This is a genomic window from Cohnella mopanensis (assembly GCF_022352055.1).
GTDB classification, from domain to species: Bacteria; Bacillota; Bacilli; order Paenibacillales; family Paenibacillaceae; genus Cohnella; species Cohnella mopanensis.
In genome coordinates this window covers 402,446-423,737 of sequence record NZ_JAKRWM010000004.1, presented here as the reverse complement: position 1 = coordinate 423,737, position 21,292 = coordinate 402,446, and the positions used below count along the sequence as shown (strand labels likewise).

At 51.1% G+C, this 21,292-nt stretch carries 17 protein-coding genes; 6 read left to right on the top strand and 11 right to left on the bottom strand.

Annotated elements, in window-relative coordinates; all coding sequences use genetic code 11:
* Nucleotide 1: 1 nt before the first annotated feature.
* The gene (locus tag L3D05_RS09270; protein WP_239615749.1) at nt 2-868 is read left to right on the top strand and encodes a DUF4097 family beta strand repeat-containing protein; all 867 of its coding nucleotides are present in this window, start codon (nt 2-4) and stop codon (nt 866-868) included.
* A 226-nt stretch (nt 869-1,094) separates the two neighbouring features.
* Nucleotides 1,095-3,161: a multicopper oxidase family protein gene (locus tag L3D05_RS09265; protein WP_239615748.1), complete on the top strand. Its 2,067-nt coding sequence runs from the start codon at nt 1,095-1,097 to the stop codon at nt 3,159-3,161.
* A gap of 18 nt (nt 3,162-3,179) precedes the next feature.
* Here the strand turns inward: L3D05_RS09265 and L3D05_RS09260 are convergent, their stop codons facing one another.
* On the bottom strand, nt 3,180-4,049 hold the full coding sequence (locus tag L3D05_RS09260) for an SDR family oxidoreductase (protein ID WP_239615747.1): 870 nt from the start codon (nt 4,047-4,049) through the stop codon (nt 3,180-3,182).
* Nucleotides 4,050-4,192: 143 nt separating this feature from the next.
* Between L3D05_RS09260 and L3D05_RS09255 the strand changes: the two genes are divergently transcribed.
* Nucleotides 4,193-5,161, top strand: coding sequence for a helix-turn-helix transcriptional regulator (locus L3D05_RS09255; protein WP_239615746.1), 969 nt, complete (start codon nt 4,193-4,195; stop codon nt 5,159-5,161).
* Between the two features lie 92 nt (nt 5,162-5,253).
* On the opposite strand, the gene L3D05_RS09250 is transcribed toward L3D05_RS09255, so the two are convergent.
* From L3D05_RS09250 to L3D05_RS09240, 3 genes are all read right to left on the bottom strand, one after another.
* Nucleotides 5,254-8,292, bottom strand: a complete 3,039-nt coding sequence (locus L3D05_RS09250) for an EAL domain-containing protein (protein ID WP_239615745.1) — start codon at nt 8,290-8,292, stop codon at nt 5,254-5,256.
* 263 nt (nt 8,293-8,555) lie between these two features.
* A complete protein-coding gene (locus L3D05_RS09245; protein WP_239615744.1) occupies nt 8,556-9,044 on the bottom strand; it encodes a cytochrome c biogenesis protein CcdC in 489 nt (162 codons plus the stop codon).
* Nucleotides 9,045-9,161: 117 nt separating this feature from the next.
* A complete protein-coding gene (locus tag L3D05_RS09240) occupies nt 9,162-9,758 on the bottom strand; it encodes an AAA family ATPase (protein ID WP_239615743.1) in 597 nt (198 codons plus the stop codon).
* 160 nt (nt 9,759-9,918) lie between these two features.
* Between L3D05_RS09240 and L3D05_RS09235 the strand changes: the two genes are divergently transcribed.
* A complete protein-coding gene (locus tag L3D05_RS09235; protein WP_239615742.1) occupies nt 9,919-10,845 on the top strand; it encodes a ketopantoate reductase family protein in 927 nt (308 codons plus the stop codon).
* Nucleotides 10,846-10,869: 24 nt separating this feature from the next.
* Here L3D05_RS09235 and L3D05_RS09230 read toward each other — a convergent pair whose 3' ends face one another.
* The 4 genes from L3D05_RS09230 to L3D05_RS09215 all read right to left on the bottom strand — a co-directional run bounded on the left by L3D05_RS09230 (nt 10,870) and on the right by L3D05_RS09215 (nt 16,140).
* Nucleotides 10,870-11,214: a hypothetical protein gene (locus L3D05_RS09230; RefSeq protein ID WP_239615741.1), complete on the bottom strand. Its 345-nt coding sequence runs from the start codon at nt 11,212-11,214 to the stop codon at nt 10,870-10,872.
* A 116-nt stretch (nt 11,215-11,330) separates the two neighbouring features.
* Nucleotides 11,331-13,643, bottom strand: a complete 2,313-nt coding sequence (locus L3D05_RS09225) for an alpha/beta hydrolase (protein WP_239615740.1) — start codon at nt 13,641-13,643, stop codon at nt 11,331-11,333.
* A gap of 88 nt (nt 13,644-13,731) precedes the next feature.
* Complete coding sequence (locus tag L3D05_RS09220; RefSeq protein ID WP_239615739.1) at nt 13,732-14,850, bottom strand: amidohydrolase family protein; 1,119 nt, start codon at nt 14,848-14,850, stop codon at nt 13,732-13,734.
* A 138-nt stretch (nt 14,851-14,988) separates the two neighbouring features.
* Nucleotides 14,989-16,140 carry a DUF3900 domain-containing protein gene (locus L3D05_RS09215; protein ID WP_239615738.1) on the bottom strand — a complete coding sequence of 384 codons (1,152 nt, stop codon included), beginning with the start codon at nt 16,138-16,140 and terminating at the stop codon, nt 14,989-14,991.
* 173 nt (nt 16,141-16,313) lie between these two features.
* Between L3D05_RS09215 and L3D05_RS09210 the strand changes: the two genes are divergently transcribed.
* Both L3D05_RS09210 and L3D05_RS09205 read left to right on the top strand, forming a co-directional pair.
* Nucleotides 16,314-18,290 carry a dihydroorotate dehydrogenase gene (locus L3D05_RS09210; protein ID WP_239615737.1) on the top strand — a complete coding sequence of 659 codons (1,977 nt, stop codon included), beginning with the start codon at nt 16,314-16,316 and terminating at the stop codon, nt 18,288-18,290.
* A 40-nt stretch (nt 18,291-18,330) separates the two neighbouring features.
* Nucleotides 18,331-18,474 carry a DUF4023 family protein gene (locus L3D05_RS09205; protein WP_239615736.1) on the top strand — a complete coding sequence of 48 codons (144 nt, stop codon included), beginning with the start codon at nt 18,331-18,333 and terminating at the stop codon, nt 18,472-18,474.
* 191 nt (nt 18,475-18,665) lie between these two features.
* Here the strand turns inward: L3D05_RS09205 and thiD are convergent, their stop codons facing one another.
* From thiD to L3D05_RS09190, 3 genes are all read right to left on the bottom strand, one after another.
* Complete coding sequence (thiD, locus tag L3D05_RS09200; protein WP_239615735.1) at nt 18,666-19,493, bottom strand: bifunctional hydroxymethylpyrimidine kinase/phosphomethylpyrimidine kinase; 828 nt, start codon at nt 19,491-19,493, stop codon at nt 18,666-18,668.
* Between the two features lie 29 nt (nt 19,494-19,522).
* On the bottom strand, nt 19,523-20,632 hold the full coding sequence (gene thiO, locus L3D05_RS09195; RefSeq protein ID WP_239615734.1) for a glycine oxidase ThiO: 1,110 nt from the start codon (nt 20,630-20,632) through the stop codon (nt 19,523-19,525).
* An 81-nt stretch (nt 20,633-20,713) separates the two neighbouring features.
* The gene (locus L3D05_RS09190) at nt 20,714-21,283 is read right to left on the bottom strand and encodes a hypothetical protein (protein WP_239615733.1); all 570 of its coding nucleotides are present in this window, start codon (nt 21,281-21,283) and stop codon (nt 20,714-20,716) included.
* Nucleotides 21,284-21,292: the final 9 nt, after the last annotated feature.

Sequence of the window (21,292 nt, the reverse complement as noted above, 5' to 3'; positions counted from 1 at the left end):
CATGAGAAAATTGTGGTACTTAGCCGCGATCTGCTTAATCATAATCGGAGGCGTGGGCGCGCTTAGCAGCGACTGGAGCACGCAAGACAAGAACATGCTGGCGTTGCAGAAAAAATGGGATTTCTCCGCAACCGAACTACGCCAACTGCATATCGTAAGCGACTACGATGTGAAAGTTAAGTTCGCGAAAAGCAGTGATGGCCGGAATTCAATACAGCTTAATGGCCAGGGAACGGAAAAGATGATCGCCCACTTGGAATCATCCGAGATCGATAATCAGAGCCTCAACATCGATTTAAGACGCAAACCCCAAAAATACATTAGTTTTTTAGATTTCAGCTTCGATAACGTCAAGGAAGAGCTGACGATTTCCCTAACGGATGATGCCCTTCTCGAATCGTTGAAGATCGAGCTGGATTCCGGAAATATCGACGTTACGGACGCGGCATTGATCCGAATTTCCGAAGCGGATTTATCTGCGGACTCCGGTAATATTACCCTCAGCAACTTCAAGAGCGACAAGCTTGTTCTGGATATCGATTCGGGAAATATCAAAGGGAACGGCGTAACCGCCAATGTTACGGCTTCCGCCGACTCCGGCAACATCCGGCTGGAGAACATGACCGGGCCAAGCAACTTATCCGTAGATTCAGGCAGCATTAAATTGTATAAACTAGATTCGGCGAACACGGATATTTCCGCGGACTCGGGCAACGTCTATGTTCAGGTTCCTTCCAGCTTCGCAGGATACTATGACCTGAAAGTAGATTCCGGGAACATCAAAGCCCCTGAACCGAAGCGGCAAACGACCGATTACGTAAGGGTCAAAGCCGATAGCGGAAATATCAAAATCGAGCAACAACAATAAAGGATAGACTAGCCTTCACACCGTAAATCTCGTTCACTACGAGACTTGCGGTGTATTTCGTAGCGAATGGATCAAGCTTCGACCCGCTCGCCAAGCGAGGGTCTTCTCCAACTTTAGTCGGGGTTTATTTCCAAACCTGAGGCGGTTACCGGAATATGGTGAGGGAGGTAGGATAATAGGAGAACAAGATAAGTGGGTTACGGACATAACCAAGGAGGTTATCCCTTTGTTTGCAATCGTTACCGGCATCATCTACGCAAGCGTATTATTCTTGATTATTGTTTCCTGGATAGCAGGTAGTAAAGCTTCTCGGCTACTATACGGAGGTTCTGCGGAAAGACTGAACCGCAAAACCCGTAAGCTGATCGTTTGGGGATGTTACGTCACTCTCCCGGCTACGGCTATGATTGTCGCTTCGCTCAGTATGACGGTATCGATGGACCCCGTATTTTGGGAGGATCGCATTCTGCTTCATATTCCCTTAGCAGCCGTACCTTTACTAGCCATATGGCTTTTAACGATACCAAGGCTTCTGAAGCTATGGAAAAAAACGCGAGGGACGACTGGCGCACCTCTTCCTCCGGACATTCGCAAGCAAGCGGCGCACCCGATGATCATCGTTCCTTATCAGGCTTCGGCACTCGGGGCTGCGACGATTTTCTACTATTTGCTCGTAACGCCCGTTCCTCTCGAATTGACGAATGCGATCGTCCCTATTCTGATTTGGCTTGCCGCATCTGCAGGCGTCTGGTTCGTACATAACCGCCGTTATGTCCAAATAAACCTCGCGGATGCAACTTTCCCCCTCAATCCCCGAAGAAGATTCCTTAGAGGTTTGGGCATTTTCTTCGTCGCGGCAGGGGTAACATCGCTTTATCTCGTCGTCGAGTACCAGAGCAGCAAGCTTCCTAAACAAATCAGCATGACGGAGGGGCCGATGGATTTCGGCGGGGGAACGGAATTTATACACGACGACGCAAGGGCAAGCTTATCCGTCGCCGCGCTTACCGGACCGCGGGATAGAATGCCGGACCGTCAGTTCACGTTGTCCGCAGCGAAGATGACCGTTACGTTAAGTTCCGGCGAGAAAGTCGACGCCTGGACCTTCAACGAGCAAATTCCCGGACCCGAGCTGAGAATGAAAAAAGGGGAATTGGTCGAAGTAACGTTGATCAACAAAGATATCGATGATGGCGTTACAATCCATTGGCATGGTCTCGTCGTCCCCAATGCCGAGGACGGGGTCGCCGGAGCGACACAGGATGCAATCTTCCCGGGTGAACAGCACGTCTATCGGTTCGTTGCCGAGCAGACGGGAACGTTCTGGTATCATTCTCACCAAGTATCGCAAGAAGCGGTGGATAAGGGGTTATTCGGTACGTTGATTGTAGAGCCTGATTCGATAGCGGAGCAGTCTTCCGAGGAAGATATTACGGTCATTACGCACGTCTGGGATGGAGCAGGAATGTCCATCGGGGACCATAGCGGAGTCCAGCGTAAGCAAGTGATTCCCGGCACGCCCGTTCGCCTCCGGCTCATTAATACTCAAGATTGGGTGCGGCAAAAATATGTATTGGTCGATACGCCATTCCAAGTGACGGCCATTGACGGGACGGACTTACATGAATCTGATGAGCTACAGACCACCTCGATTACCTTAACGACCGGAGGCAGAGCCGATCTCACGTTCCTCATGCCCGATCATCCCGTCTTCCTTAGCGTAGGCGGCAGCAAGAAGCTTGGTATCCTCTTAAGCCGTGACGGATCGGGAAATATTCCCGACATCCCCGACAATGAAGATTTCGACCCTCTCGCGTACGGGACGCCAACCGCCACTCCCTTCGATATACACAGCGACTTCGACCGGGAATTCGAATTAATCCTAGATAACAAACTAAGCTTCTATAACGGCCAATTTGGATTCCTCTATACGATAAACGGCGAGGTGTTCCCCGAAACACCCATGTTCATGGTCCAAGAGGGCGATCTTGTAAAAACGACCATCTACAACCGCGGTACAGTCGATCATCCGATGCACCTCCATGGTCACCACATGCTCGTATTGTCCCGCAACGGCGAGCCTTCCACCGGCACCCCCTGGTACTCCGATACGCTCGACGTCCAGCCAGGAGAAACTTATGAAGTCGGCTTCATAGCCGATAACCCCGGAATATGGATGGACCATTGCCACAATCTGACGCATGCAGCCGTAGGAATGTCCATGCATCTGATGTATGAAGGGATCTTGACCCCTTACTCGGTTGGAGAGGAAACGCGCAACCACCCGGAATAAGCGATGTTCATCCCGTTATTACAAGCCCTGCTCGGCGGCATAGCGCCCCCAATGAGGACGACTGCCGTCCACATCGACGATTCCGTATTCGTCCGAGAGCCCCCAAGAAGTGAACGCTTTCCCGGATTTGCCCATCAGATCTGGATCCGAAGCCAGCGCAGCCAAGCCCCGTCCGAGATAGAACGGCGTCTCCGATTGCAGGAAGTGCGGCTCCTGCTTCGCGGCATCACGCCAATTACTCTCCGCAACTCCGAAGTAGTCCAGCATTTCCTCCGACCGCAGGAAACCCGGAGTTACGGATATTGCCGCAATACCGTGCGGTCGAAGCTCTGCCGCAAGCGCCTCCGCCAGATGAATGGCCGACACCTTCGTTAGGCTATACGGCAAGTTGCCACGGTAACGGTAGTCGTAGCCGTCCGTCACCTCTACAACTAGACCCTGCCCCCTCCCCAAGAGAAGCGGTATCGCGTAGTAACTCGTAATCATATGGGAGTGTACCGCCCGACGCTGCATGAGGAGCGCATTATCCAATGAGCCCCCCCAGAAGGGAGTCCCCCATTCCGTCAGCTTCTCCCCGCCCCAGATATCGTTAACGAGTATATCCAATCCCCCCTCCGGAGATTGCCGCACCGTCTCGAACAGCGCCTTAACCTGGGATACCTCGGTATGGTCGACTTGTACGGGAATTCCTCTTCCGCCTTGCTCCGTCACTAATTCCGCCGTGTCCTCGATCGTCTCCTTGCGGCCGATATCCGAGGGAGCGCCTCTTACGCTGCGCCCGGTCACGTACACCGTTGCGCCAGCTGCCCCAAGCATCATCGCGATCGCTCTTCCCGCGCCTCTAGTCGCCCCGGCAACAAGCGCTACTTTACCCTCTAATGGCTTCATTTCATCCCTCACTCCTTTTTGTCTATGAAACAGTAATCTTGTTATCCATTACTTCTCTATCTTAATCCCGATAGATGACAACTCCTGTCATATATAGATGATATACTGGATGAGAAGATTATTTCTAAGGGGTGGTGAGGAACATGAGAGCGGACCGTTTGCTTATGATCCTTTCCTTACTGCAAACTTACGGCCGATTATCTTCAAGAGAGCTCGCCAACCACCTTGAAGTATCGGAACGTACCATTCACCGCGATATGGAAGCATTAGGTACGGCCGGCATTCCCGTGTACGCAGAGCGCGGATCGAAAGGCGGATGGACGTTGTCCGAAGGCTACCGCAATCAAATTACGGGAATGACAATCGAAGAGATCCGCTCCCTTATGCTGCTGCATTCATCCAGCATCGTGCGGGATTTGGGGCTGAATGACCAAGCTCGGACGGCATTTCGCAAGCTCTTATCAGCGCTCCCAGCAACGGCCCGAATGGATGCGGAATATGTCCGCGAACGCATCCATATCGATGGCGCAGGCTGGCACCCTTCGGCACCTTCCGGCCTTTCGCAATTGCATACGGTCCAGGAATCCCTATGGGCGCAGCGGAAAATACGGATAACCTATCTCAGCTGGGATTCCGCAACGGCTACAGAGAGAGTTGTCTGCCCGCTTGGCCTTGTCGCCAAACAAAGCATTTGGTATATGATCGCCCAAACGGACGAGGAAATTCGCACCTACCGGATTTCCCGCTTACAACGCGTCGATAGGCTCGAGGAAGCGTTCGACCGCCCGGACAACTTCGATCTTGCCGACTTCTGGGAGCAATCGACCGCCCGATTCAGATCCGGCCTCCCCCGATATCCCGCACAAGTACGGATCGCATCTGTGAGCTGGAGCAAATTCGTTCAAACCAAATACGTAAAAATCGTAAACCAATCCGAGGAACAAGGCGCTTGGGTGAAAGCCGAGGTAGAATTCCAGACATTGGAGTCTGCGCGCGATATTATGCTAGGATTCGGCAGATTCGCTCAGGCCATTGCCCCCGACCAACTGCGGACGGCCATTTACGCGGAAAGCAAAGCGATAGCCTCACTATACGAGAGTGAACAAGACTGAAGTGTAAGCATTCGGAATCCCTCAGATGTTGAAGCATAGAAAAAGAGAAGTCTAATCGACTTCTCTTCAAGTGAAATACGCCTATTTCCCATTCAATCATCCATCCAACTCGAGATTTCCAAGAAGTAGGCAATGAATTGATCCGACGTCATCGGGCGACCCGTGAAGAAACCTTGAATCCGGTCGCACCGTAGCTGTTGCAGACGCTGAAGTTGCTCCTCCGTCTCTACCCCTTCCGCCGTAACGGATAGGCCTAGGCTATGAGACATTTCAATGACGGCCTTGGCAATCGCATCGTCATCGGAGTCTTCGATCATATTCAAGATGAAAGAGGGGTCGATCTTGACGATATGGACGGGCAGTTTCTTTAGCCATAGCAGCGAGGATTGACCGATGCCGAAATCGTCTATCGCGATTTTGACGCCGATATCCACAAGCTCTCCTAGCATACGGATGCTATGCTCCATATTCTGCACTGCCGTATGCTCCGTAATTTCCAAGCACAAGTTGTACGGCTCGATTCCCGTTTCATTAAGAACCCTGCGTACCAGCTCGGGGAAGTTATCCTGTTGGAATTGCAAAGCGGAAATATTCACCGAGATAACCAATGAGGGCATCCCAGCATGAATCCATCTCCTGCATTCCAAACAAGCCTGCTCTAGAACCCACTGTCCGATCGGGATAATGAGACCGGTTTCCTCCGCCAGCGGTATGAACTCATCCGGCTGAATCGTCTGGCCATCCGGAGTATTCCATCTGAGCAACGTCTCCGCTCCGTACACTTTCCCTGTAGAGAGAGAGACTTGCGGCTGAAAATTAAGCGTGAGCTCGTTCCGTTCCAATGCGTATCTCAATCCATTTTCCATATTAAATCGTTCCACCTGCTTCGAGCTTAGCGCCGGAGTATAAATTTCTAGGCGGTTGCCGCCGTTTTCCTTCGTGTGGTACATTGCGATATCCGCAAATCTAATCAAAGAATCAACGTCCGTTCCGTCACACGGATAGATGCACGCTCCGATGCTTGCGGACAAGTAAAATTCCCGATCTTCCAGGAGAAAAGGCTTCATCAGCAACCGAAGCATCCGATCGGCCACTCGCTTAACTTCTTCTACTCCTTCGATCGGAGATAACAAGACAATGAACTCATCTCCGCCTAGACGCGCAATGACCCCCTGCTCCCCAACGCATTCTTGCATCGCATGCGCCGCGTGCTGCAGCAGTAAATCTCCCGTCTGGTGGCCTAACGTATCGTTGACGATCTTGAAGCGATCCAGATCGATCATCATAACGGCAAGCTTCTTCCCGTCTCGTAAGCGTTCTTCCATCGCAGCCTGCAATCGCTCTTTGAATAAGAGACGGTTAGGCAGTCCGGTTAACGCATCCTGATACGCAAGCTGAGTAATTCTAGCCTCGTTCGCTTTCTTCTCCGTAATATCGGTCAACGACCCGATAATCCGAGTCGCCTCTCCTTCGCCATCCCATACGATATCCCCCGCCAGGAAAACCCAGATGAATTGGCCTTCGCGATCGCAGATCCGAAATTCCAATTGTATCGGTTGATCTTTCCGATAAGGAAGAGAGAACGCGGAGATGACTAGTCTCCGATCCTCCGGATGGACAAGGCGCAGGAATGATCTGGAATCTTTCGTTAATTCCGCGGTAGATCTGCTCAGTATTTTGTGGGCGCGAATATTCCATTCAATTTTATTCGTCTCTAGCTCCCAATCCCATATGCCGTCATTCGTAGTTCTGGAGACGATCTCCAGCTTCTCGGCAATCGAGCGCACCTGCTGGAACAGCAGTTGCCTCTCCAGCGCAACGGCCAGAATCGTAAAGCTATGGCGGGACAGGTCGTTCGCCACGAAATTATTCAAAGGATCAAGCGGCCCGGCAAGCGCAATGTATCCCCAATTTTGCAGCTCCGACTTAACGGGGTGCAGAATGACGATATCCTCTCCGCCAGGCCGGGTTCCAGGCGGGAGATATTCGATCGGCGGAAAGTTCTGAAGTTGATATTTTGCCCCTTCGGGGGGCACGGCGTCCCCGTTCTTACTGAACACTTGGCGTACGACAAGATGCCTCTGGCCGTCCGAAGTTTCTTCCCACAAAGCCAAGCAGCCCCAATGCAGCAGGTTCCAGAACAGATTGGAAATATGAATCTTCTCTTCTTTGGTAGCGATAATTAAGCCACGGGTCATTTTGTAATTATTTACGGTAACGTTATGTAAAGAAGCCCGCAATTCGGAAAGGCTTCGCAAATAATGATCGAAATCGTCGGCTGTCTTGAATTGCAATCTCTCGCTGCAGCCGCAGGAAGATCTGACGACAAACTCCGCGGTCACGAAAGGCTCGTCTTCCTCTAGCGTCTGCTTTTCCAACATATCGAACACCCTGCGAACGGCATCTCGGGCCATACCCTCGAAAGGCTGTCGAACCGTTGTCAACGATGGATAACTTACCGCAGCTTGATGAATATCGTCGTAGCCAACTACGGCATAATCCCGCGGGATAGAATATCCTTTGATTTGCAGATGGTCAATCGCCCCGAGAGCGTTCAAATCCGTTCCCGCAACTATGGCCGAGAAGATGATCTCGTTTTGCAGCAACTTCTTCGCAGCTTGAATGCCCCCATTTACCAAGTTATCATTCGTCTTGATAACTCTCCGCTCGTCGAAGGGCAATCCCCTTTGTTCTAGAGCATCGCGATAACCCAAATAACGTTCGTGCAAATCGTATTGATCCAAGTTACCGATGAAAGCAATTTCCTTATGGCCGTGATCGGCAAGATGCTCGACTGCGGACTTCATGCTTTCGCGATTGTTAACGAGAACTGATTGCCCGTGCGCATGAGGAGACTGAAACCCTACGCATACGAAGGGTTTCTCGCTTCTACCTAGCAGTTCCAGAAAAGAAGCGCTTGCAGAAGGCAATATTAATATCCACGCATCGACGAGTTCGAAAGCTATCGGTTCTTCCAAGGATGTAATCCCTAGGTATTCATCCGCTACCTGTATGGCGACTAACTCCGCCTGCCTCTCCCTAACCGCGTCGAAAATATGAGGCAAAATCCGTCCGTAATACTCCCCGTCCAAGTGAGGTGCGATCACGCCTATACGCTTACCTTGAACCATGATGCCCCCCCGCCTTCTGTAAGAAGGTATAAGAAATTATGCGTATTGACAAGTTTCAACATTTTTCCTCGAATTCCTCTTTTCCATATGGATTTGTAGAACGAAAGCTGGCTCGAAGGCGAGGCTGATGGCGCGAGTGGCATGTGTCGTATTCCACATATTTGTTGGTCTCGATTCCCTCAAACGTACAGAACAAAAAAAACATGAAACCCTCGACGGAAGGCTTCATGTATCGATATGAAAGAGGGTCCTGTTATGGGCTCTTATTTCGAGGTAAGATTCATTCCACCCGATCCGCTTAAATATAACTTGCGAAACTTAAGATAAGATACGACTCTCCACGGAACGACATAACCGACTAATAACGTCATGAACAATGCAGCCATTGTTTCTTGATCCAGTCCGCTCAAATAATCTCGAAGCAGAAAGCGGATAACAAGCACTGCTAGGAATGAAACAAAGAACCCCATATTTTTCACTGCGTATATTTGCTGGTCGTCGCGACGCTCAAAATTGGTCGTGATAATAAGAGGCAAGGATAGGAGGCATCCGATCGCAAGCGCCGAACCCCACTCCCACGCAGGAGCATGCGCCTTCGCTCCGAAGATTAAGAGCAGGCTGGGAGCCAGGAACAGCATCGGCAGGATCAGGCGGGTTCCGTTCCCGCGAATAGGCCGGTACATTCCGCGAGCTCTACGCCATATAACCAATGCCGCCACCAATATTGCTATCGAATATACTGAATAATCCATTATGGTTCACCTCGTGTTTGGGATATATTTAGCATAAGGGAAATAGTGAACTTCCGTTAGTGACTATCGTCATATTCCGGCATGGCCAAAAGTAATGATCGTGCGATACGTCCGCTCTTATCCTAAAAACCGGATTTGCTTGACCTGAGTCACCCAACGGTCAACTGCCTTCCTCGCCTTGCCTCTATTATCCGGCAGCAGCTCGATACCGCATAAAGATGCGATAAGCTCAACATTATCCGAAACCGTTTTGTTTTCCGTATCGACATGATGCTTGAACGCTTCTGCCGACAACCCTTCGTTGCATCTGTCTACTTGCCGGAAAGCCCACGAACCGCGCCCTTCCCCCCGGCTTCTCAAGCGTTTTCTTATCGTTTCCTTGGATGCGCATAAAGCAAAATGATGAATCGTCACTCCTTCTGCGCGAAGCCTCCCTACAATCTCTTCGAAGTAGAGAGGATTGACCACCGTCATAGGTACAATAGTCACCCCTTCATACTCGCGATCAAGACGTCTAATCATCGAATAGTTAAACTCGCGCCATAAGGGATCATCTTGAAAATCATCATGGCGGATGGGCGAAGGGATGTTTTTCCGAATAAAAAAACCCGCGTTCTCCGGATCATAGACGAAAGAGTTAACCACCCTTCTATGTAGCTCAGCCGCCGTCTGGGTTTTGCCAGAGCCGAATGCGCCGTTAATCCAAATGATCACCTAATCCGCCTCATTTCCCGTTTTTCTCTTCTACCTGATTATACGATCGTTCCATAAGAAAGGTTGTCGCTGAAGAGACAATCGGACGGCTACTAATTGCGCCTCCTAATGTTATGATGGAGGATAACCACATAGTCGAGAGAACAGGAGCGAATGGGTCATGAAAGTAGTTATCGTTGGGGCGGGAGCAATCGGTGGATTCATAGCCGCACGAATGTTAGAGGCGGGGATCGATGTCACTTTAATGGTACGCGAGGGGAGAAAACGTTGGTTAGAAGAAAACGGACTCTGCGTGAAGAGCCCCATCGGCGATTATCGGGGTCATCCTCCGTTGCTAACGAGCGGACAATCCGGAGGACCGTTTGATCTCGCCATACTAGCCTCCAAAGCCTACGGGCTAACCGAAGCGCTCGCTCAGCTTCGGCCTTATTTGCACCCGCGTTCCGTCATCTTGCCTTACTTGAACGGAATAAAGCACATGGAACAAATACTGGACTCTTACCCCGGACAACCTCTTCTTGGCGGCGTCGCACGGATCGAAGCCACATTAGGAGATGACGGCGCCATTCGCCATCTGGCTCCTTATCATTCTTTTACATACGGGAATTATCGCAATTTCACATACAATGAATACGAGAACGTGCGAGCCGTCTTGTCCACCGCTCCGCTGTTTACCGAGAAATCGGATATCGAGCGCGATTTGTGGGAAAAATACGCGTTTATTAACGTGTTATCGGGCTTAACGACGTTGTTCCAAGCCCCCGTCGGGGACATCCGCGAGGCTCCCGGGGGAATGGACACCTTCCGTCGCGTTTTCAACGAAACGGCAGAAGTCATCAGACAGGCCGGCGGATCGCTGAATGACGATTATGTCGAGAAACAGCTGTTAATGGTTAGCAAAATGTCCGCCGGGAGCACATCGTCCATGTTAAGGGATCTTACGCAGGGTCTCCCAACGGAATCCGCGCACATCCAAGGGTATCTCGTGGAATTAGCCCGTCGTTACCAATGCTCCGTTCCTTTGCTCGAAGCGATTTACCAACGGTTGGCTATTTATGAGAAGTCTCGTTCATTAGCCTCGCATTAAGGAGCGGTAGCCCGCTCCTTCTTTTTATTTCATGCCGTGTTCCGAGCTGTCTACCGTAAATCCGATGCGCTCGGACGCTTCTATTGTAAGCTTGGCAGCATTCGGCTCATAGGAGATAACCGGGCAATCCAAGTCGCTTATCCACCATTTCCGGTGATACTGCTCCTCTTCGTTATCCTCGTAATAGAAGAAGTGAACTTCTTGGGCCAAGCTTACTATTTGTTCGGCCAACCGCGCGTCGACATTCCCGATATCCATTTTCCAACCGCGCTCCGACGGATCTAACGTGAATTCGCATCCCAGCTTAGCCGTATCCAGCAAAGCTCTTCCGACCCCGCCTTTAACGACTAGCTTTTTCGTCAACGCCATGATCGATCCTCCCCTTCTTCGTAGCCGGGAACCCCGACTTGAAGTCCCCCGTATTTCAACAACTAAATCTTAACACATCCAACAGCAGCTAACGAAACGTTCCCCATCACCACTCGTTACCCCGCCATCAAACCCAAATCGTCTAGCATCACCTTGCCCGGCCCATCGTTGAAGTAGAACGTAATTTGCGTCCATTCGTCAGGATCGAAATCCGGATTCTCTTTAAGGAAAGCTTCGACCGGAAGCTCGTAGGTTTGGTATACCGGCTCCCCGGCATCTTTAAACTTCCCATCGCTTATAACGGATTCCATTCCCGGCAGCCACGTAAACGCCGTAGCGACTTGGGGCTCCGTCTCCATAAAATCGTCCAGCGGCAATCTCGCTGCTTCACCTGCACGATCCGCCAGCTCTATGTCGATCGATAGATTGGATTCTACCGCTTCCGCCAACGCCTCCAATTGCTCTGGCCCCTCATACTTCTCGTCCTTTTCCAAATCTAACCCCATATTAGCCAGAGAGAACATTAGAATATCCTCTTCTCTCATTCCGCTAGCGGCAGTTGGACTCAAATGGATCGTGTATGAACCCTCATCCTCCCAGGCAAGCTCGACCCCGCGATCCCCTTTGCCCTGCCCTTGACGATTCAAAGCATCGGTTTGCTTCCAATCGGCCAGATCCGTCGCTTCCGCGCTTAAGCCGGGAGAAAGATTCGAACGGTTATCGCCCTTGAAATCGGCAATCCGTCGGAAGCTGCCGCTCTCGAATTGATTGAAATACCGCGTATCGGGAAGGAAGCTCAATCCGTTACGATAATCGCGGAACAAGGCTAGATAACGATCATCATCGTGTAATGCCGCCTCCAAAAACGCCGATACGTATACCTTGGCAATTTGACGTTGGTCATCCGGCTCGAGCAGTTCCTTCGGACGGATGAACAGGCCTGCCGGCCATGCGTTATCCGATTCGCCCCACTCCGTATTAAATTGGCTGTGGTTAGCATCTTCTATATAGAGGGATGCTTTGAACACTTCCGAATCCGCATCCTCCGAATAAGCAATTCGTCCATACTGCCTATCGCCGTAGAAATTAACCAAATCGGAATCTTTTGCGCCTTGAAGGGTCAAATAAGAAATATCTTCAAGCTCCGTCCATCTGTCCTCTACAACCGTATCCGTCGGCGCAAGCGCAACGATCGCCTGAACCGAGTAGCTGCTTGCTTCCGGTAAGCTAAGATCGTCCGCGAACCATGTGTTTCTCGCTGCCGCCATAGCCGCCGCTTGGCCTCCGCGGGAGTGCCCGAGTAAAGCAATCCGTCCAAAATCGACCTTACCGTAAAATTGCGATTCCGCCTGCTCGCTAAACTGCTGGATTTGCCCAATATGCTTCAACAGCATCCATGCGCGCAGCTTCATATCTTGCTCGGGAATGCCCGACCATACGGAATAATTCAAGAAATTTTCGTCGACCGATACGGCAATGATCCCTCTGCTCGCAAGTAATTTGCCCAAATATTCGTAACCGCCATCGGAAAACTTCTCCATGAGATGATTACCATGAACCATGAGCACGAGAGGAAATGGCCCTTCCCCGTCCGGCATCCACACTCTTCCGTTTAACGGTAGCTGCGCCTCGTCGAAGCCCCAGAATTTATCGCGCAACCACGGCCAGTCTTCAATATACGCCGATGCATCCACGGACGCGGATAACTCTCCGGCTTGTTCTCCATATTCGGCACGATGCCGATCATTCCCGCTGGCATAAGTGAAGTCACGAATAGCATAATCTCCGGTCGCAGAAGGATCCGGAACGATCGCAGCCAATGAGTGTACTTCGCTGCCTTTGGCATAGCCTACTCTATCGGCGCTATCCGCATCCGCTTTAGCGTCCGACATCGTCGGAAGCAGGCGAGGAAAGCCCGCCAGGGCGTACACGCCCCCAATGACAATCGCTGCAGTCACGCCTAGCGCGATTCTTCTGCGTTTTGGCCGAAGACGTACGATCGCTCCCGTTAGAAGCCCTAAACCCGCAGAGATCAGAGTGCTGGTAGCCGAGAAGAAAACAGCGGCTTTCCATCCAAATTCGGAAAAGTACAAGACGAAATAGACGACTACCCCGACATAGAGTATGCTCCCGGCCGTAAATCCGGGTATTCTTATTCCGGCAAGAGCTAGGATTGCCCCGATTCCGGCAGCCGCTAGGACGATTGCGATCGTATTCAAAGCAATGCCCGATACGACGTCGAAGATCACTCCAAAGCCGGTAGGCATACCCACTGCGGATACCCCAACGGCCAAACAGCTCAGCAACCACACGCAAACGATAGCATATTTGCTTATTCCCGTATCCCTAGCGTATGCACCCGACAAACGCCTTCTAAGCTCTATTGCAATCTTTTTACTCTTTTTGATTTCGATATATTCAACGTTCATAGATTCCGCCTCGATTAGATTTAGACCCTTTTCTCTAAATTAATTATAAACCTAATCGTCGGCGTTCACGTACTCCAAAGTCTAACAATCACTTATCAACAGAATTTTTAGACGCGGCATCAAGCTTAAACAGCAGTTTATTCATTTCATGGCGGCTCAAAGTTGCGGGGTCCGCGCCCGTCCCTACGCTTCCGCCAAGCTTCTCGAACAATTTCAGTTGCGTCTTGGTCGGGCGCTGCGCGTCTATGATTCGCTGGAAGTTGCCGCTTGCGACTTTCTTTCTCGTCTCCGGCTTTAATAGCTCGATAGTCTCGTACATAGCCGGAATCGCTTCATCGTAGGTCATATCGTAGGCACCGTCGGTGCTTAAGAAGAAGCGATCCGGGTACTGCTCGATAAGGTCGATATAAGATTCCGTCTTATAGGGGCTGGCCGGATTATAGGACGTAAAGCCAGCGAAAAAATCGATATAAAGGTTAGAATAACTTTCTAGCAACTTACCGATGGAATCCGCATCTTGATAAACGTTGGCATGCGCGAAAATAAAGAGGGTATCCGGGTATTGTTTCAACGCCTCCTCCAGCTTCTCGATTTGCATGCCGCTCGGCGGGTCGATATGGAGCAGGATCGGCGCGTCGTACTCGGCGCAAAGCTCATAAACCTTCGGAAGATTACCGTCCATCGAGTCCGAAGCTTTCCAGATAACATTAGCGAGTACGGGCGAGTTACTTGAAGCGGCGACTGTTTCCCCTACTCCGAGAAATCCTTTCTCCAATTGGTTACGTACCGTTTGCAACCCTTCCTCCTCGAACATATTAAAGCCGGAAAAGAACGGGTAAATCCGATCCGGATATTGATTATACGCTCCCCAGGCTAGCGCATCCGTAATCATCGCCGAAGGCTCCGATATGTTACCGAACAGTACGATTTTCCCGACATGGTATCGATTCCACGTCGGAAAGGATAATAAATATTTATAGGCGTCATGATTATGTACGTCGATGAGTCCAAGATCGGCATATTTGTCCGCCAATGATTCTGGACGAGATGCGGTCGGCCGCTCGTTCTCCGCGATAACCTGCGTGACGGCGGGGTCTAGCTTCTCCTCCCGATCGTATAAACGAATACCGAATACCAATAAACCCGCAGCAATAACTAGGATTACGAGGGCAAGCACTTTTCCCCGCCAATTCATATGCTCCGACATCTCATGACTCCCCAATCCATTCTTCATATCCACACTAGCTCAATTATAACTTTTAATGGAAAATTAAACGACCGCAAAAAAAAATGAAAAGACTATCCCCTTAGCCTTCGCGGCCTCGCGAGATAGTCCCTTCCGAGTTTAATCCAATGCCGGCGCTTCGCCGCTCGCACGCCTGCGAACGCCGCTGCCGAGACGCCGCAATACCTCCTGCATCTCTTCCGGATGCAGCAGCTCGATCGGCGATACTCCCTTATCGAATTGAAAGTTATCCCCTTCGATCAGGACGATATATCGCCCATTCATACGCGCAATATGAATATTGTTGCCGTAATCGTCCATATGTCCTTTAATCGAGACGTCATCCAGCTTGAACTTAAGCTCGAGATCGGGCTGCAGCTCGACAATCTGCTTTGTCGCTTCCACGACGCGATCATGGGTCCATTTTTCTTGCAGCTCTCGCTTTTCCCCTGCCGCCCACACGTCGAATTGCTGCTTCTCTTGCCTCATCGCGACGACTTCTTCCGTCTCCGCGACTTCCGCCGCGTCTTCGGCATTATAATACGGAATATCCGCGCCTTGCCATTTGGTCTCCATGTATTGGTTAACCATCTCCATCACCTGATCGGCGACGATCTCCGGCTTAGACTTCTCATAGCTGACGTATTTCAGAAAATCCTCGAAGTACCTCGCATGGGAGGCTTGGTGAATTTTCAGTTCCCACTCTTCGAGCATTCCCTCTTCCGGCATGTGCGGATACTGGATCGACTTGATATTCTTGGCGTTAATCGCCATCTCCACTTGAGAGATCAAGCTCTTCTCGTCGGACACCCGCGCGATCTTCGTCTCGAAATCGCACTTAAACAGGAAGAGAAACGGATCATCGTACAGATCGTTTAGCTTGGCCGTCGCCAAGACGAATGCCCCTCCCCTAACCGAGTTCGTATCCATATAGATGCGAAGCAGGTCGTCTCCGCAGTTGTGGAATTCCGCCTTGTCCGCAGCCGTTCTCAGACGTTGGAACAGGTTGTAGTTGGGGTTACTCGTCAAGTCGTGTCCCGGCTCCACTATGAACCGCCCGATCTTCGTCGGCACTTGTTCGGAGACGGCGTTGATCTCGGCTTTTCTTTTGGCGATCCGCTTGAACTCTCCGTCCAAGAAAGCTTTCAGCTCGCTATCCTGGTATTCCTCGTGCGTGAGCGTCTGATAATGCTTGTATTTCTTAGGGCCATCCGGGTCGGAGCCCTCATTCTGAATAACGAAGAACGATAAATATTGAACGGCAAATTTCATAATAAGCTCCCATTCGACGAGTCGGTTATCGTAAATCTATCGTAAATCCTAACCGAATATTATCAGGTTAGCTCATGCGCGACAACCCTTGAAACCGTCATCCCTATCCTCCGGCTGCTACGAATAGAAGATGTGATATACTCTTTTTGAAAATAGTTATTGGAGTTGAGCCCGTGCCGGATTGGTCTTACCAGACGTTGTTCCGCCCCCTATTGTTTCGATTACCTTCGAGAGTAGCGAGAAGCCTGACTCTTCACGCCATGCGTAGGGTCAGTCGACTTCCCGGCGGAACTTTGCTTATTAAAACTTTAGGACATATGGAACCCTCTCCGATATTGGAGGGCCATATTGCCGGAATTCCCGTTCCTACGCCCGTCGGATTGTCCGGAGATGTCGACCCGCAAGCAATCGCCCACAAAGCCGTTTCCCAATTCGGATTCGGGTTTATTGAAATCGGACCGGTTACCGTTCAACCGATACAGAGTACCGATCCCATTAGCAACGAGTGGCGGCAAGAAACGATTTGTTACCCCAGCGAGTACGAAAACGACGAATTAGAGAAAATGCAATCGTTAATCGATAACCCCGCCCATGCTCTGCCCCAATTTGTCAGGATCGCGCCGATGCCCGGATGTTCGGTCGAACAAGCCATCACCCAGCTCGGACAGCTCTTACATACTTTGTCTTCGGCGCAAGTCGCGGGTTTCTATATCGACGTCCTATCGAATTCAAGAACTCTCGAACACAATATCTACCTGCTGCAACAAATTACGAATAGGGCAAGAGCCTATTACGAACTCCATCGGAAGCCCTTATTTCTTCACATTCCTTTGGACTATCCAGAGACATGGCTGGAACAAGCGCTGATCGCGAGCGATCCATCGATTTGGTCCGGTTATATCATCGGAAAGGCTTTGCATGACAGCAACGGCGTAAAGGTAGGTCGAACAGGGACCATCTCCGCCTTAGCCGTATCCAAAGTCAGGTTACTGAGAGCTTCAATCTCTAAAAGCAGCGTTATTAAAGTATCCGCCGGTATCCATGAACCGCAAGACGCATTGCATATGATTCATGCCGGAGCCGACAACGTCCTCTTGAACAGCGGTCTCATCTTCTCCGGCCCCGGATTACCCAAGCGAATCAATGAAGCCATTATTTACGACAAGATTAAACAAGAGCCGTTACCGAAAGAGCCGAGTTTCTGGAAGCATTGGGGATGGATGGCCTTGCTCGGGATAGGCATGATGATCGGCGGAGCCATCGCTTGGTTAATCGCGGAATCTTCGGTTGTATTGCCTTACGACGAAGCTTACCTTGGCATGTCGCGACTGGAGCTCCAACAGATTAACGAGCATCTTCTGCACTTCATGTCCCATGACAGAATCACGTTAGCGGGAACGATGCTTTCCATCGGCATCCTCTACTATCAATTAGCTAAGAACGGATTAAAAAACGGACTGCACTGGACGAGAACCGCATTAATGGCATCGGGAATCGTTGGGTTTCCCAGCTTCTTCCTCTATTTGGGATACGGCTTCTTCGATCCGATTCATGCAACGGCGGTCGCCATCCTGTTTCCGATGTTTCTTCTCGCGATGCGCAGGAATCCTGATCAACCTTCTCGTTCCCCCGTTAACCTGCGCAATAGCCGCGAGTGGAGACTCGCGATGTGGGGGCAGCTTTGCTTCGTAGCCCTGGGTATTTCGCTTAGCATAGGCGGGATCGTCATCGCCTGCGTCGGGGTGACCAACGTGTTCGTCCCTCAGGATTTGGCTTTCATGGGGGTAACCCCGCAACAATTGGACATTGCCAATCCTAGGCTGATCTCGCTAATCGCTCACGATCGCGCCGGATTTGGCGGGGCCTTGTTCTCCAACGCCGTCATGCTCCTTATTGTTGCGCTGTGGGGCCTTCAACAATATCAGCGCTGGCTTTGGTGGACATTGCTGGCAGGCGGATCCCCTGCCTTTATCGCGGGACTCAGCGTGCATTATCATATCCGCTATACGGACTTCCTGCATTTGTTACCGGCCTATTTTGCCTTCGCCCTCTTCATTGCGGGGTTAATCTTACTGTTCCCGTATTTAATGAAGAAGGACATTCAATCCTCCGACGTCAAGCGCAATTATAATTCATCCGTTTGGGAATAGTATGAAGGTGAACTCAACTTTAGGAGGGACCTTCTTTCAGATGGACGATACCCATGAATTCGTAGAAAAATTGCACGACACTCAACAAAAGGATAAGCAAAACCGACGCCGCCAAGGCCGAGGCAAAGATAGCGAGAAATCCGGACAGAAGCTTCCGGGCAAGCAGCACAGCACCAATAAGTAGGCCGGCGAGAATGGGGGAGGATCGAGCCTCGATAAGCCCTCTTGTCCCGAAAGCGGTAATTTCACATTAGGAACTTAAACGAAAAAATGTTGGTACAGGGATTAGTTCTGTACCAACATTTTCGTTTTTGGTCAACTGCAGCTTTCTTGAGCAGGTTGTGTGCAAGTGAAAGCCACTTGGCAGCTTTAGTTTTACACAGTCAGTAGGCTTCTCCTCCGGTACGCCCAATGGTTCGTAGGGCCCCGCCCATTGCCGATGCCGATTCCGTCCTCGATCGCCGCTTGGATGAACGCTTTGGCTTGATTCATAGCTGCCTCTATATCCATTCCCTGTGCCAGTCCAGCGGTCAAAGCGGCGGAAAAGGTGCAGCCGGTGCCATGCGTATGTTCCGTCTCCACTCTCCTGCCGGCAATCTCGGTAAAACCCGTTCCATCGAACAACAAATCCACGGCTTCCGTTCCCGAATCGTGACCGCCTTTAATAATGACGTATTTGGCACCGAATCCCGCAAGCCGCTTGGCCGCTTCCCTCTTATCCGATACATTGGCGATCGGGATACCGGTCAGCTTCTCCGCCTCGGGTATATTCGGCGTAACGACTTCGGTTAACGGCAACAGCGATCTTGTCAGCGCTTGAATGGCTTCTTCCAACAGAAGCACGGAGCCGCCCTTGGCGATCATCACCGGATCAACGACTACTTTCGTCCATCCGAACTCCCGTATCGCTTCCGCCACCGCCGTAATAATTTCTCCGCTAAACAACATCCCCGTCTTGAGCGCATCGACCCTGATATCGCTACCTACAGAACGGATTTGCTGGATAACCGCTTCCGGGCTTAACGGATAGACGGCTTGTACGCCATTCGTATTCTGCGCCGTCACCGCAGTAAGGGCGGACATTCCGTAAACGCCAAGCTCTTGAAAAGTTTTTAAATCCGCTTGGATGCCCGCCCCCCCGCTGCTATCGGAACCCGCAATCGTTAATGCCCGGCTCACTTTACGCTCAAGTTCTTTGTCCATGTCTGCCTTCAACTCCTCTCCCTTATCCTCTATCCGAACCTTTCTGGATCAAAAGCCCGATTATAGTCCGGAACCCGCTTTTCCTCGACGTAGTCGGCGACAAGCTTAGCCGTTGCCGGACTTAGCAGAATGCCATTGCGATAATGCCCGACCGCCAGCACGACGCGATTCGAACCGCTTAACGGGCCAATCAACGGTAACCCGTCTTGAGTGGAGGGGCGCAATCCCGCCCAGCGATGAAAAGGGGGTCTATGCTCAAGGAAAGGAAAAGCTTGTTTATTCCATCTCCTCAACCTGTCGATACCTTTGTCCGTTACGGATGTATCGAAGCCGGCAACGTCTTCGGAAGCCCCGCACACCAACGTAGAGTTTTCTTTCCCCACCAAATAGCCCTGATTGCTAAACACCATATGCCGAACGGGTTTATCTTCCGTTTCGTAAGCGCATATTTGTCCGCGAATCGGATATACGGGGATTTGAATGCCGAACGTATCTCCATGCTCGCGAGCCCATGCCCCGGAACAAACGATCAATCGATCTCCGCCGAACGCGCGTTGGTCCGCCGATTGGACGACAATTTCGCGCTGCCACTCGACAATCGCCAGACTCTCCAGTTGGTCGAAAATGCGTACGCCGATGAATCGGCAGGCTTGTTCAAGAGCACGCACGTATTCCGGAGCGTAGAGATGGCATTCCTCCGGAGTATGCAATGCCGCCCTTACGTTACGCGACAGCATCGGTTCGATCCGAAATAAAGCGTCTCCCTCTAGGAGGGTACCGGTAGAACCGAATTCCTTCTGCCAGAGAAGCCTTCCTTCGAGTGCCAACCGATCTGCTTCATGATAAGCGATATAGAGGCTGCCCGAAGGGGTATATTCGAAAGCCATGCCCGAAACCCGTTTGACCTGAGACTGCCACTCGGGATACAGGCGAAGACTTTCGACGCCTAATCGAAAAAACTCGTCCGGCCCCTCCAGATTTTCCGAGTAAGGCGCCAGCATTCCGGCTGCCGCTCCCGATGCCTGTCCCCCGCAGCGGTTAATTTCCAGAACGGTGACCTCATGCCCCCGACTCCGTAATTCGAACGCGCAGGACAAGCCGATTACCCCTCCGCCCATGATTACAATTGTTTCCGTCATCCCAGGACCATCTCTATCTCTCCTATTGGTAGCCTTATTTCGTTACTACTTAGGACATCACCACTTACAAGCCCCATTCACTTACAGAAAAACAGTGCCTTCATTGCGCCGCAACAGCCTCGCTTGAAGCACGAAGGCCAAAAATGTGCCTTCATTGCGCCAAAACAGCCTCGCCTGAAGCACGAAGGCCAAAAATGTGCCTTCATTGCGGCAAAACAGCCTCGCTTGGAGCACGAAGGCCAAAAATGTGCCTTCATTGCGCCAAAACAGCCTCCCTTGAAGCACTAAGGCCATAAAAGTGCCTTCATTGCGCCTCAACAGCCTCGCTTGTAGCACGAAGGCCATAAATGTGCCTTCATTGCGGCAAAACAGCCTCGCCTGAAGCACGAAGGCCATAAAAGTGCCTTCATTTCGGCAAAACAGCCTCGCTTGTAGCACTAAGGCCATAAAAGTGCCTTCATTGCGCCTCAACAGCCTCGCTTGGAGCACGAAGGCCAAAAAAGTGCCTTCATTGCGCCAAAACAGCCTCGCCTGAAGCACGAAGGCCATAAAAGTGCCTTCATTACGCCAAAACAGCCTCACTTGAAGCACTAAGGCCATAAAAGTGCCTTCATTGCGCCTCAACAGCCTCGCTTGAAGCACGAAGGCCAAAAATGTGCC

Excerpts from the sequence above, each read along its gene's own strand:
- L3D05_RS09270 (WP_239615749.1), top strand. The coding sequence starts at position 2 with ATGAGAAAATTGTGGTACTTAGCCGCGATCTGCTTAATCATAATCGGA.
- L3D05_RS09260 (WP_239615747.1), bottom strand. The coding sequence starts at position 4,049 with ATGAAGCCATTAGAGGGTAAAGTAGCGCTTGTTGCCGGGGCGACTAGA.
- L3D05_RS09255 (WP_239615746.1), top strand. The coding sequence starts at position 4,193 with ATGAGAGCGGACCGTTTGCTTATGATCCTTTCCTTACTGCAAACTTAC.
- L3D05_RS09250 (WP_239615745.1), bottom strand. The coding sequence starts at position 8,292 with ATGGTTCAAGGTAAGCGTATAGGCGTGATCGCACCTCACTTGGACGGG.
- L3D05_RS09245 (WP_239615744.1), bottom strand. The coding sequence starts at position 9,044 with ATGGATTATTCAGTATATTCGATAGCAATATTGGTGGCGGCATTGGTT.
- L3D05_RS09235 (WP_239615742.1), top strand. The coding sequence starts at position 9,919 with ATGAAAGTAGTTATCGTTGGGGCGGGAGCAATCGGTGGATTCATAGCC.
- L3D05_RS09230 (WP_239615741.1), bottom strand. The coding sequence starts at position 11,214 with ATGGCGTTGACGAAAAAGCTAGTCGTTAAAGGCGGGGTCGGAAGAGCT.
- L3D05_RS09225 (WP_239615740.1), bottom strand. The coding sequence starts at position 13,643 with ATGAACGTTGAATATATCGAAATCAAAAAGAGTAAAAAGATTGCAATA.
- L3D05_RS09220 (WP_239615739.1), bottom strand. The coding sequence starts at position 14,850 with ATGTCGGAGCATATGAATTGGCGGGGAAAAGTGCTTGCCCTCGTAATC.
- L3D05_RS09215 (WP_239615738.1), bottom strand. The coding sequence starts at position 16,140 with ATGAAATTTGCCGTTCAATATTTATCGTTCTTCGTTATTCAGAATGAG.
- L3D05_RS09205 (WP_239615736.1), top strand. The coding sequence starts at position 18,331 with ATGGACGATACCCATGAATTCGTAGAAAAATTGCACGACACTCAACAA.
- thiD (WP_239615735.1), bottom strand. The coding sequence starts at position 19,493 with ATGGACAAAGAACTTGAGCGTAAAGTGAGCCGGGCATTAACGATTGCG.
- thiO (WP_239615734.1), bottom strand. The coding sequence starts at position 20,632 with ATGACGGAAACAATTGTAATCATGGGCGGAGGGGTAATCGGCTTGTCC.